At 26.0% G+C, this 14,589-nt stretch carries 6 protein-coding genes and 1 pseudogene; all 7 read left to right on the forward strand.

What is annotated here, in order from left to right:
• Positions 1 to 10: 10 nt before the first annotated feature.
• The 7 genes and pseudogenes from OWM07_RS01900 to OWM07_RS01930 all read left to right on the forward strand — a co-directional run bounded on the left by OWM07_RS01900 (position 11) and on the right by OWM07_RS01930 (position 14,413).
• Entirely contained in the window at positions 11 to 1,528 is a 1,518-nt protein-coding gene (locus tag OWM07_RS01900) for an ATP-binding protein (RefSeq protein ID WP_423301980.1), read from the forward strand.
• Between the two features lie 13 nt (positions 1,529 to 1,541).
• Positions 1,542 to 4,314: pseudogene (locus tag OWM07_RS01905) on the forward strand (DNA polymerase III subunit alpha).
• A gap of 147 nt (positions 4,315 to 4,461) precedes the next feature.
• Positions 4,462 to 4,959: a hypothetical protein gene (locus OWM07_RS01910; RefSeq protein WP_423301981.1), complete on the forward strand. Its 498-nt coding sequence runs from the start codon at positions 4,462 to 4,464 to the stop codon at positions 4,957 to 4,959.
• 123 nt (positions 4,960 to 5,082) lie between these two features.
• Positions 5,083 to 8,214: a UvrD-helicase domain-containing protein gene (locus tag OWM07_RS01915; RefSeq protein WP_423301982.1), complete on the forward strand. Its 3,132-nt coding sequence runs from the start codon at positions 5,083 to 5,085 to the stop codon at positions 8,212 to 8,214.
• Complete coding sequence (locus tag OWM07_RS01920; protein ID WP_423301983.1) at positions 8,204 to 11,035, forward strand: PD-(D/E)XK nuclease family protein; 2,832 nt, start codon at positions 8,204 to 8,206, stop codon at positions 11,033 to 11,035. Before OWM07_RS01915 ends, OWM07_RS01920 begins: the two co-directional genes overlap by 11 nt.
• A gap of 30 nt (positions 11,036 to 11,065) precedes the next feature.
• On the forward strand, positions 11,066 to 13,159 hold the full coding sequence (locus OWM07_RS01925; protein ID WP_423301984.1) for an McrB family protein: 2,094 nt from the start codon (positions 11,066 to 11,068) through the stop codon (positions 13,157 to 13,159).
• Between the two features lie 9 nt (positions 13,160 to 13,168).
• Positions 13,169 to 14,413: an McrC family protein gene (locus tag OWM07_RS01930; protein ID WP_423301985.1), complete on the forward strand. Its 1,245-nt coding sequence runs from the start codon at positions 13,169 to 13,171 to the stop codon at positions 14,411 to 14,413.
• Positions 14,414 to 14,589 lie beyond the last annotated feature (176 nt).

Consider the following 14,589-nt stretch of genomic DNA (forward strand, 5'->3'; position numbering starts at 1 on the left):
AGGTACAAAAATGAAAAATTTACTTTTACAAATCTATAATTCTACAAAAGATAAGAATATATTAACTAATTTAAAAGAAAAGAATAAAATAACTGAAACTTTGGTAAAACTTTTTGATATATCTACTTCAGAAGCAAATCTTTTAAGATTTCTTATAGCTAAAAGTGTAGATAACCCAGATGGGGTTACTATTAAAAAATATTGTAACAGATTAACAACTGAAAAATATTTAGAAATAATAGCTTATTTAATCAGTTTAGAAAATCAGAAATTAATAACAACCAAACCAAATTCAATTTGCATTAATGATAACCAAAAAACAATTCTTGACCCAGAAGTTAAAGTCGAAGGTTGGGTTTTAAAAAAACTTATAAAACAAAATGCATTTGAAGATGTAATTAAATTAGAAGAACTACAAGAAGAATATGAAATATTAAACATTCTAATTAAGCCAATAACAGAGCTTGAGCAACTTGAAATTTCATTTAATATGTTTGTAGCAAAACTTCAAAGATTAATTGACAAAATACCTAAAACTTCACTAACTTACAAAATATTATCAAAATATTCATTTGAAGAACAATTTCTTTTTCTATATCTCATATTTTCTTATACTCAACCTTACTTTTCTCCTGATGAAGCGTTAAATAATTACATTCACATTGTAAAAAACGATACTAAAAAACACCTAAGGTTTTTATATAAAATTATAAATAAAGAGTTACCAATAATCAAAGACAATATAATAATGATGGACAATAATTATCCAAGCACGTCTAATCTTGATATAAGTTTAAAAATCAATGATTATATCTTAACTAAGCTTTTTTACAAAAAAAGAACTAATATTGAATTAGACACACTAATTTTTTATGAATATCCTTCTAAAAAACAGTTAATTTATAACGAGAACATTGAAAGCAAAATCAAAATATTAAGAGATTTAATTCAATTAGACAAAATTAAAAAAGTCTTAATTTATGGAGAAAGTGGAACTGGAAAAACTACTACAGCACATCATTTAGCTTATTTAACCAATAAAAAATTAGCGACTGTTAGTCAAAAAAGTTTTTTACAATCTTCTAACACAGATAATTCATTATTAATTAATAAAGTTTTTAGTGCCTTTAATTCAATTGAGTTGATTGAAAACAAATCATTTATTTTACTTATTGATGATATAGAGAGATTTTTAATTTCCAATTCAAAATTTCTTTTTAATAAATCAATCTACGAATTTATTGAACATATAAAGAATTTCAAAGGTATTTTAATTGTTACTGTAAATGAATTAGAAAAACTACCTTTAAAATTTAAAAATCAATTTGATGTTATCCTAAAATTAAAACTTCCTGATAAAACTACAATTCGTAAATTTCTCCAAAAAAATATTAAAAATATTTCTTCAGAAGAGATTAAAGAAATTTCAAATTATCCAGTTACTTACTATCAATTAAATAATTTAGTTTTTTTATACCAAAATATAAAAGGTACATCTATCAAATTAGTTCTAAATAATATTTTTTAAGTTGGAGTTACTTATGAAAAAGGATTTTGTTCACCTTCATCTTCATACACAATACTCGCTCCTTGATGGTGCGATTCATATTTCAGAACTTATGAAAAAATTGAAAGAAAACGGTAGTAAAGCAGTAGCTATTACAGATCATGGGACAATGTACGGTATTGTGGATTTTTATAATCAAGCTCTTAATCATGGTATAAAACCGATAATCGGTTGTGAAGTGTATGTCGCACCTGATTCGAGATTTAATAAGAATTATGATAAAAAAGAGGATAAAAATTATCACTTAGTCCTATTAGCCCAAACAAATACAGGCTTAAAAAATCTCCAATACTTAGTTTCAAAAGCTCACCTTGAAGGTTTTTATTATAAACCAAGGATAGATAAAGAGCTACTTGCAGAACATTCAAAAGGGTTGATTGCCCTATCAGCTTGTTTAGCTGGAGAGCCTGCAAGAAAACTGTTAAACGAAGGGTATGAAGCAGCAAAAAAAAGCGGCTCTTGAGTACTATGAAATCATGGGGAAAGATAATTATTTTTTAGAAATTCAAGACAATGGGATTGATGAACAAAATTTAGTTAATAAAAAATTAATAGAGATATCAAAAGAGACAGGGATACCACTTGTAGCAACCAACGATTGCCACTTTTTAAACAGAGAAGATTATTATTCTCATCAAGTTTTAATGTGTATTCAATATCAGCAAACTTTAAATGATCCAAATAGAAGAGATTCTCACTCATCAGAACTTTATGTAAAATCACCTGAAGAAATGTGGAAATCCTTTAATGAAGTTGAAGAAGCTTTAGTAAACACTGTTAAAATTGCTGAAAGATGTAATGTCTCGATGACATTTGGTGAACTGCACCTTCCTGTATATTATGCCCCAGAAGGATACACTTTAAAAACCTATTTAGAACATATCGCAAAAGAAGGGCTTCATAAAAGACTTGCAAAAGTGCCATTAGAATTACACTCAAAATATTACGAAAGATTAGAATACGAACTTAAAATAATACACGAAAAAGGGTATGACGGTTATTATCTAATAGTTTGGGACTTTATAAATTATGCAAGAAAAAATAAAATACCAGTTGGCCCTGGTAGAGGCTCTGGTGCTGGTTCTCTTGTAGCCTATGCCGTAGGGATTACAGATATTGACCCTATAAAATATAAACTACTTTTTGAAAGATTTCTAAACCCAGAACGTAAAAGCATGCCCGACTTTGATATCGACTTCTGTATGAACAGAAGAGAAGAAGTAATTGACTATGTGAGAAATAAGTATGGGCATGATAGAGTATCTCAAATCATCACTTTTGGTAAATTGCTTGCAAGAGGTGTTATAAGGGATGTTGGAAGAGTACTGGAAATCCCACTGAAAACTGTGGACAAAATAGCCAAAATGATCCCTGAAAAGCCAGGCCTCACTTTGAAAAAAGCGTTGGAAATGGATCCAGAATTAAAGCCAAACATAGGAAGTATAGAAAAGGGGAAAGAGCTTTTAGATCATGCACTAAAATTAGAAGGTTTACTGAGAAACGCAGGGATGCACGCAGCAGGTGTGGTAATCGCTGATAAACCATTAGTAGAATATGTACCTCTTTGTAAGGGGCAAAATGATGAGGTAGTAACTCAATTTGAAAAGGATACACTTGAAAAAGTTGGGCTAGTTAAATTTGACTTTTTAGGTTTAAAAAACCTTACAGTAATTGATTATGCATCTAAACTAATAAGAGAAACAAAAGATCCTGATTTTGATATATCCTCAATCCCATTAGATGACAAAAAAACCTTTGAACTTTTATCAAGTGGAGAGACAACAGGTGTATTCCAGCTTGAAAGTAGCGGGATGAAAAACCTTCTCAAGAAATTAAAACCAACAACCTTTGAAGATATAATAGCCTTAGTAGCTCTTTACAGACCTGGCCCTATTGGTAGTGGGATGCTTGATGACTTTGTAAAAAGAAAACATGGTCTTCAAGAGATTACTTACCCATTACCTGAGTTAGAGGAGATATTAAAAGAGACTTACGGCATTATTGTTTATCAAGAACAGGTAATGCAGATTGCACAAGTTATTGCTGGATATTCACTTGGAAGTGCGGATTTACTTAGAAGAGCAATGGGTAAGAAAAAACCTGAAGAGATGGCAAAACACAGAGAGATATTCCTTTATGGTGATGAAAAACTTGGGATAGAAGGTGCTGTAAAGAGAGGTTTTGATGAAAAAATAGCCTCTGAGATTTTCGATTTAATGGCAAAATTTGCAGAATATGGATTTAATAAAAGTCACTCTGCAGCTTATGCAATGGTAAGTTATCAGACTGCATATCTTAAAGCTCATTCCCCTGTTGAATATATGGCTTCTTTATTAAATTTTGAATTTAAATGTAATTTAGAAAGATTATTTAAAGAATGTAAAAAAATGGAGATAACTGTGATTTTACCTGATATTAATAAATCTAAAGAAAAAACTATTATAGAAAAAAATATTATTAAAATTGGACTAAATGTTATAATTGATGAAAATAAAATAATTGAAGAAATAATTAAAGAAAGAAATAAAAATGGTAAATTTAAAAATCTAGAAGATTTTTGCAGGAGAATAGATTTATCACTTATAGACAAAAATACTATAATTTTACTAATTAAATACGGAGTAATGGACGCTTTTGGCAAGAATAAGAAACAACTTTTACAGATTTTAAACATGAATTACAAAAAATACCTTCAAGAGCAAATTAGAAAAAAACAAGGTATAATTACAACAGAAGATTTTTTATAATTTAACAAAAAATAAAAAGGGAGAATAATTAATTTTATAAAGTACTTGCCATTAATAATTAAAACAAAAAAGATTTTTAATGCAAGCGTCAAATAATGTCGTATAATTTAAGTATAATTAATGAAAATTAATTGCTGGGAGTATAGAGTGGTAAAGTCTTTAAAAATTACTGAATGTAAAGAAATGTATGATTTTTTAGTGTTTTTACTAGCCAAATATTTTCAAGATATTCCAATAAACAAAATATCTGAGGAGTTAAATATATACAATATTACAGGAATTTGTGAATGTATATCTGATGAAAATGATGCCTGTCACGGTGTTTGTTGTGGTACATTTTATGTTAATTCTGCTTCTGAGGAACAAGGTATTTTCATTACAGACGATTATTATCTTTTTAGTTCGAATTTAGGAATATTTATTTTTCATACTGATAGTAAAGGGCATCTTAAAGAATGTGAATTTTTTTATGAGAAAGATTATTTTCCTAAATTTTATTTAGATATTGTGAAATTTTTTAAAAATGAATCTGAATATGATTCGTATCTTAAATTTATAAAAGTCAACAGTATAAAATTGTGCTCATTAACCGAATTAAAGAACTCATTTAAGCAAGAAAAGATGAATATAATAGAAATAGAATAGCTGAAATAATTAAATAGCTTTCATTATATAAAGAAAAATTACTACAATGAATTTATTTAAGATAAAAATTTTTAACTAAATGCAAATTATGCTATAATATTTGTAAAATAAAAAGGGTTGTAAATGAGCGAAGAAAAAACAAATGAATTTATTAGTAGCCTTTGTATTCAAGCATCAGCAGGAGCAGGTAAAACTTATACGTTAGCTAAAAGATTTATTCACCTATTAAAACTTTATTTATCTACCAAACAATCAAATAAAGATAGAAAAACTTGTAATATTGCTAATATAAAAATTGACGATAACCTATTATATCCAAATTCTATTGGTTCTATTGTTGCTATCACATTCACAAACAAAGCTGCTGCTGAAATGAAAGAAAGGGTTGTAACATTTTTAAAAAAATTGGCTGGCATTTATGAAGATGAAGAATTTGATAAAAAACAATTTAATGTTGAAGAACAAGAAGCAATAGAATTGTTAATCGATATCATAAAAAATAATAGTGATTTTAATATAACAACTATAGATTCTTTTATGAATAAGATTTTAAAAGCTTTTGCAATTGATTTAAAAATTTATCCTGATTATGAAATAACCTTTGATAGAGAAGAAATTTTTCAACTTGCAATAGATGACCTTATCACAGATCCAAACAACTTAAGTGACCTACTAGAATTTTTAGAAAGTCTTTTACAATTAGATTATAAAGGGATGAATGCAGAATATATTATTAAAAGAGGTATTGAGCAATTTAGAGACTTAGATATTCCTCATGATTTAATAACATTTGATGATTTATGTGAAAAATTTCAAATAACTTCAAAGTCATCAAATTTATTGTCATTAAAAAAGGAAATTGAAAATAGTTTATCAAGTTACATAAATTATATAAAATATATAGTCGAAAACAACAAAGATGTTTTTAATGGAAACAAAATAAAAAGGTTTAATAACCTGAACTTTGATAAATTAATTGATAAATTTAGCGACTTCAAAAAGATATGCGAAAGTAATACATTAGTAGATCTTTATCGTAAAGACAAAACTCTAGATTATCAAGTTGAAGTTGAATTTATCTTAAAACTTAAAGAGTGCGTTTTAAATGTAGAAAAATTTATTTTACTAAAACATGTATATGAAACTAATTCGGTAGCAAAACAATTAAAAAAGTTTAAAGAAAAAGAGTCGGAGATTAAGTCATTTTTAAACATTGTAGATGGTAGTAAAATATCTAAAGATGTCAGCGATATATTATCAAAGGAATATGGTGTAAGCTATGCATTCTGTAAGCTTGGAGATAGGATTTTTCATTATCTAATAGATGAATTTCAAGATACATCAAAAGAGCAATTCAACGCTATATATCATTTAATTGAAAATGCTATTGCTGAAGGAGGTTCATTATTTATAGTTGGAGATAAAAAACAAGCAATATATGCTTGGAGAGGTGGAGACTATACCATTTTCAATGAAGTACTTAAAAAAGAAAATTTAAGATTAGAACCAGATTTTCTTGATATGAATTACCGTTCTGCAAAGAATATAGTAGAATTTAACAACAATGTATTTAACATTAATAACATTACTGAAAAAAATAATGATTTTAAAGACTTATTGAGTCAATATGACAGTGTATTATCTCAAAAGATAAAACAAGCAATAGAAGATATTTATACAGAATCAGAACAACAGATTCACAGTGACTTAGAAGGTTATGTAGAAGTCAACTTAAAGGAAATAACTAAAAGAATAGACGAATCAATAGATTTAGATGAAGATTTTTATCACAAAGAATTAAAAAATATTTTAGATAAATTGTTAAACTCCAAAAACTTAAAACCATCGCAAATAATGATTTTGCTGAGGAAAAAGAAAGATATCGACAAAGTAGTAAATTGGATCAGACAAGATTTTCCAAACATTCCATTTATTACGGAAGATTCACTCGTACTTTTAAACAATTTTGAAATTAAAAAATTCCTTTTAGCACTATCTGCGATAGTTTATTCCAAAGATGAAAGTTATCAATCAGCATTAGAAATTGTAGGTATAAATCCTTCAAGAATTAAAGAAGTTGAAAATGAAATAAAATTATTATCGCCCTATGAAGCTTTTTGTAAATTAATGAGTCTAGATATTTTTGATGTTGAAAATAACAAACTATATTTTGATAGGTTACTAGAAGAAGTTTTAAAACTAGCAGAATCACAGAAAAGTTTGGAAGATATATTAGAGTATTTCTACAAAAACAAAGATATAACAATTACAATTAGCGAAGATATTGACGCTATAAAAGTAATGACTATTCATAAATCTAAAGGTCTTGAAAGCCATACAGTTATTATCCCATTTTACGATTGGCCATTATACGACACCAAAAATATTACAATCTATGATAGTGTAAATATTTCACCTTTGACTGAAAAAGATGAATATGTATTTGTTAAGATAAGTGGTAAATTAAAAGATATTTTAAATGATGCCAAAGAGAAATATTTTGAGCATATAAAAACAAGATTTATTGAATCATTAAATCTCATGTATGTGGCCAATACAAGAGCAAAAGAAAATCTATTTATTTTGGGTGCTTATAAGCTTAAAAGTAAAGGTGAATTTGAAAAAACAATAACTGCTGCGAGTTTATTACACACGATTCTAAAAACTATAAATGGTAATAATAATTTAAAATACCCATATATCATAGGCGAGTTGAAAACTGAAGAAACTGAAGGAACTCCAACACAAACACAAGCTAATAATAACTTAAAAATTAATTCTACTTTTAGGGAATTTTTAAAAGTATATCCTGAAAATTACTTTTTAAACCTGTCACCTAATGAAAAAATTTTAGGAGAGTTATTTCACTTAGCAATATCATTTGTTGGAAAAATAGAAGAAAATGATGATTTAGATGCAATAATAACAAATGCTTATAATAAAGCTGTAAAAATCCTTAAACACGAAGATAATTCTGCGAAAGGTTTAATGAAAAAAACTTTAAATAACTTAAAAGATTATTATCAAAACATTGATGATTATTGGAATGAAAAAGAGCTTATCGATAAAGAAGGGAGGATTTTTAGAATCGACAGAATAGTTAAAAAAGGTAATAACTACTATATTATTGATTTTAAAACAGGGAAAAAGGAAGAAAAGCATCAGTCTCAAATAAAAGATTATTTAAAATTCTTTGATAATGCAAAAGGCATTATCTATTACACTGAAACTGGAGATATTATAAATGTCAGTTAAAATTTATAAGATCGATTTAGGTGTAAATTTTATTCATTATGTTTCATCATTATTAGACACTTTAAAAAAAGAGTACAAAAAAATTATTTTTATTTCAGCAAACAGACGTCCAATAAGATTTATTGAAAAATCTATAGATCTGAATACAGCACTTAGTGTTGATTTTTACACAATAGAGGATTTTGTCAAAAATATTGTAATAAGCTATTCTGATGAAATACCAACTTTTCATAGTAGTTTAGAAAGAGAAATATTCTTTTTAGATTTGCTGCAAAATTATTCTACACTTTATAATAAGTTAGGTGGAACAGATGTTAAAGTATTTCCTTGGGCTAAAAGACTGTCAAAATTGTTTGATGAAATTGATAAACAATTACTAGGAAATAAATTGAAAGATTTTTATTATGTAGAAGCATTAGATGAAGCAAAAGAGATTTTAGAAAACTTAAAAAGGCTATACACAATTTATGAAGAAAATTACAAAAATTATACATATAACGGTAACACATTTAAAAGAGCATCAGAGTTAACTTCTTTAGAAAAGTTTCGTGAAGATTTTAAGGATACATTATTTATTTTTAGCGGAATGGTCTATCTCTCTAATTCTGAATTGAAAATGATAAAAAATATATCAGATTTTGTTGATACTTACTTTTTAATACAAACTGATTTACAAGATAGAGAAAGTAGTAATTTATCTTTTGATACCTTTAAAATTGTGGATAATTTAATATCTAAATTAAATAAAATTGGAAAAACAGATGTTGAAGAAATTAAAGATGATAAAAATCTTTTCGAAACCAATTTTAGTTTTTACCAGTTTCCAGATACACATTCACAAGCAGCAAGTATTTTTGAAATTGTAAAAAATAAATATTCGACTTTTGAAGATAAAAAATCACCAGAGAAATTAGCTGTAATTTTGCCTGATGCCAGGACTCTTTTTCCTTTATTAGCGTTCTTTGATAATAAAGATAATTATCACCTAAATATTTCAATGGGTTATCCATTTGGTAATACTGATGTGGGTATGTTTTTAGATTCATTATTTCTTGTTTTGATTGATATTGATAGAAGAAATACAGCGACAGGCAAATATATTGTTGATTCAAAGTTATTACTAAGATTATTAAATTCGAGTATTGTAAATTTATTTAACAATGAAATTATAAGCAGTGCAAACAAATTAAGAGAAGAATTATTTGAAATACAATCATCAACTTACAAATTTGAAGAAAGTGCAGATTTTTTTAGACAATTCCTAAAAAAGTTTTTAGAAGTTAAAGATATAGATTCATTAAAAGACTCATTTTTATATTTATACAACAAATTTGATAAAGATAAGCTTCAAAAAGAAAAATACAAATTTACAACTCAGATATTACAATATTTCTATAATGAAATTATTGAAAATTTAAGTTGTTTAGATTCTAATCGCAAAATAGATATTCTATTTTCTTATCACTTACTAAAAGAAATCATCAATGATATGATTATACCTTTTGAAGGACATCCTCTTGAAGGTATTCAAATAATGGGGATGCTTGAAGCAAGATCATTATCTTTTGAAAATATAATAATCGCAGATGTAAATGAAGGTGTTTTACCTTCAGGTGATAAAATAGACCCTTTATTACCAGAAGAAATAAAAGTTGAGCTTGGACTGACTTCTTTTAAAGAAAAAGAAATGTTAATGAGATATAATTTTTTCAGACTAGTCTATTCTGCTAAAAATGTCCATGTAATGTATAAATCAGGGGCAATAGGTATAGATAAACACATAAGAAGTAGGTTTGTAGAACAGTTAATTTTATTAAATGAATTAAAAAATAAAGAAAGATTAAAAATACACAGTCATGAGTTAGTATTATCTAAATTTGAAAAAATAGACAACAAAATAGAAAAAACTGAAGAAATTAAAGAACATTTTAAAGAACTATTTGAAGAAGGACATATTTCACCATCTAGACTAAATTATTACATGCAGTGCCCTTATGCTTATTATTTAAAATATATTAAAGAAGTAAAAAGTAAAATTAAATTAGACGAAGATTTTGAAGCTGACAAACTGGGAACAATTGTTCATAAATTTTTTGAAGAAAACTTTAAAAATTATTTAGGGGAAAAAATAACGAAGGAAATCTTAGAGAATATAAAAAAGTCTATTCATAAAGAGATAGAAAAACTACCAGATTATAAATATGATGGTAAAAACGGAGAAATTAAATCGTTTCTAAATAAGTTAGATGATCTTAAAATAAACGCATTAAAAATAATTTTAAAATATAGAGTAGATAATTATTTAAAATATATCACAAAAAATCAAATTGATTTTATATTGGTAGCATTAGAAGAAGAACTTAAATCTGATAAGCTAAAATTGTATGGTTTTGCTGATAGGATAGATGAAACTGAAGATGGTAAAATAAGAGTAATTGACTATAAAACAGGTACTGGCAAAGTTATGCCATCTAAAAACAAAGTAAAGAAATTAATAGACAATAGCGATGATATATTAAATGTTTATGACGATTCAACTTTAATAGAAGTTAGGAAAAGTATAAACTCTGTTCAAATACCATGTTATATTTTAATGGCTAAAGAAAAATTTAAAAATGAAGTTGAATCTGAAATACATCACATCGGAGCTTCTAAAGGAAATGAGATAATTGAAAAAATGTCAGATGAAAATATAGAGTATCATAAAGAACTCATACAATATATTTTTAACCACATGATAAATTCCGAATATCTTTATGCTTTACCAGACAAACATTGTGAATATTGCGATTACAACCATTTTTGTAAATTTAATACATGATATTAAAATAAATCTTTTATGAGGGTTAACATGGAGAAAAAGATTGAGAATTTAGTAAAATTCATAACGGAAAAAGAACATAGAAAAAATATTTTACTTTATTTAAGTTGGGTTTTAAGAGATTATGAAAAAAGAAAAAAATTAGGGCTCAGTGAGTTATTACAACAAATAAAAAAGGATTTCCCTGAGTTAAATGATAATAAAAAAACAGATAAAGTTAAGTGGGTATTTATAGAAGGAATAAAAGATTATAGTGAATGGCAAACTGAAGATTTAAGAAAGATAGTCCAACATACTGACGTAAGAAAACCTGATTTTACTGTTGAGGTACAACTTAATAAAAGTGAAATTGAAAAACTTTTAGAAGTATTACAGGAAGAAGTTCCCGAAAATTTTAGAATTTGGGAAATTAATGAGCCTAAAGTTGATGATTTTAAAGAAGCTACAAAATATTACCATAAGTATAAAAATCTACCAGATTCTTTAAAAAAGGTTAAATATAAAAATGAGATTTATGATCTTAGAAAACTTGAACTTATAGCCACAATGCTGGCTAATAAACTAGATGCTCCAGCTATCCCTTATTATTTTGAATCAGGTCACTTTACAAAAATTTTGGAAAGTGATCAGGAATTTGAGATTATAAATGAGGAGAATAACATGAATCAAGCGAATATCATAAATAATATTGATAAAGAAGCTTTAAATAAAATTTTGTATGGCCCTCCAGGTACAGGTAAAACTTATAAAACCATTGAAATGGCTTTAAAAATTATAGGAGAAAAAGAAGATTTAGGGAATGAAATAAATGACATTTTAAATAAAGAAAAAATAGACTATACTGATAGAGAAAAATTAAGAGAAAAATTTAAAGAATTTAAAGAAAAAGGACAAATTGAGTTTATTACATTTCATCAAAGTTATAGCTATGAGGATTTTATCGAAGGATTAAAAGCTGAAACTGATGATAATGGACAAATCAACTATAAAGTTAAAGATGGAATATTTAAAATAGTTACTATAAAGGCTAAAGAGAATTTTGAGAATTCAAAAAAAGAAGAAACTATTAATATAGAACAATTAGTAAGTGATTTTGCTGATTATATAGAAGATATTCTGCTTAATAATCAAAAATTTAATCTAAAAGGTAATGTTTTAATTGAATCGGTTAATAAAAATAGTGACGGAGATTTTATTTCATTTACTATCGGTGGAAGCGTAACAAGCAAACAAAGATTAGCAAAAGAAATTATTATGAGAGATCTTTTAAACTTTATTAAAGGAAAAATTAAAACTCCAGATGATATTAAACCTCGCTACGAATCGAAAAATAAACGACATGGAAACGCTATTTATTATTATGCATTGTTTGAAAAAATTAAAGAATTTTATGAAGGGAATAAGATAAGTTATTTAAAGCAATCTGAAGATCTAAAAAATTATATATTGATAATAGATGAAATTAACCGTGGCAACATTTCTAAAATTTTTGGCGAGTTAATAACATTAATTGAAGAAGATAAAAGAATCGGTGAAAAAGAAGAAGCAATCGTCAAATTGCCTTACTTAAATGAAGAATTTGGTGTTCCAAATAATCTTTATATCATAGGAACTATGAATACAGCAGATAGGAGTATCGCTTTATTAGATACAGCTTTGAGACGAAGATTCACCTTTATTGAAATGATGCCTGATTATAGCTTATTAGAAGATAAAAAAATTTCCTTACAAGAAAATAAAGAAATAGATTTGTCCAACCTTTTAAAAACAATGAATAAGAGGATTGAATATTTGTATGACCGAGATCATACAATTGGCCATGCTTACTTTTTAAAAATTAAAAGTTTTGAAGATTTAAAGTTTATTTTTAAAAATAAAATAATCCCTTTATTGCAGGAATATTTTTATGATGATTGGGAAAAAATAAGATTTATTCTAGCAGATAATCAAGTTGATAATGAGGATTATCAATTTATAAAAATAGAAAATATTAAAATTCAAGAACTTTTTGGAAATAACATTCCAGAACTTATCGATGAAAAAAGGATTTTTACAATTAACAATGAAGCATTTGAACAAGCTGAAAGTTATATAAAAATTTATAATCCTAATAAAATTGTATAACACTTTAATATGGATAATGTTTTACAAGTAATAGAATATGAAATTATAAATATAGAAAAGATAAACAGTGTTGTAAAAAATAGCGTTCAAGCACAGAAAATTTTTAAGGAATTAGAACTTTTTGCACAAGACAATAAAAACAGATTTTTGGTTTATGAAAGAAATGGAGCATTAAAACCTCAAAATTTTGTAGGAGTTATTCAAACTAAAAGTGGTTTTGTAATTGAAATTCTTCCTAAAATTTCTAATAAAAATGATGTTGAGTTATCAAAAACAATATTAATTAAAATGCTAAAAGAACTAAAAAATTCCCCTTTTCATTATTTTCAATCAGCTTATTTAAGTACTGAAAATATGCCTCTTCTTGAAATATTTATATCAATGTTTTTGACTGAAATAGAACATTTAATAAAAAAAGGTATTAAGTGTGACTATATAACTCATACTCAAAATCAAAAGTTTTTAAAAGGTAAACTAAAAATTAAAGAACAAATAAATAAAAATTTTATACATAAAGAGAGGTTTTTTGTTGAATATGATGAATACCATTCAAATAGGATAGAAAACCAGATATTAAAAACAGCACTAATGAAATTATACTCTTTATCAAAATTATCAGGAAATCAACAAAGAATTAGAAAAGCTTTATTTATTTTTGATGATATAGACATAATTTTAAATGATCCAAAAATAGCATTTACTAAAATAAAAAAAGACAGGACTATTTCACATTATCATACCTCTTTAGTATGGGCAAAGCTATTTTTATTAAATGAGATTTTTACCCCTTATAAAGGAAGTTCTGTAGCTTATGCTTTATTATTTGATATGAACAAAATTTTTGAAGAATATGTTGGTAGACTTATTAAAAAGGAGTTATGTAATAATGTTAAACTGCAAGATAAACAACATTATTTATTTGATGAGCCCAAGAAGTTTTCTTTAATCCCAGATATAGTTATAAATGAAGGGCTAATAATTTTAGATACAAAATGGAAACTTATTGGAGATGTAGATGATATTAGCCAGACTGACCTTTACCAGATCTTTGTTTATGCGGCAAAATATAAAGATTGTAAAAAAATAGGTTTAATTTTCCCTTGTATAGAAGAAAGAAGATTTACAAAAATGACTTTTAAAATCGGTGAAGAAAGAGTAGTTCAATTTTATCAATCATTTTTTAACTTAAACTCAAAATCTATTAATGATGCTCTATCACCCAAGCTACAAGATTTAATAAATGAAAAGTTTTAGAATCTTACATATAATTATTACACTAATATAGTTTTATAATTACTATATGATAAATAATACAATATTCAAGGCTATTGCATAATTTCTATGTTTTTCAATTTTCATCATTTTTCTTAAATTTTGCTCAATTTTCTACTCAATTTTTATTACTTTTTAGTTTTTTATCCCTTGTTCAC

The organism is Deferribacter thermophilus, assembly GCF_049472675.1.
Taxonomy (GTDB): Bacteria; Chrysiogenota; Deferribacteres; order Deferribacterales; family Deferribacteraceae; genus Deferribacter; species Deferribacter thermophilus.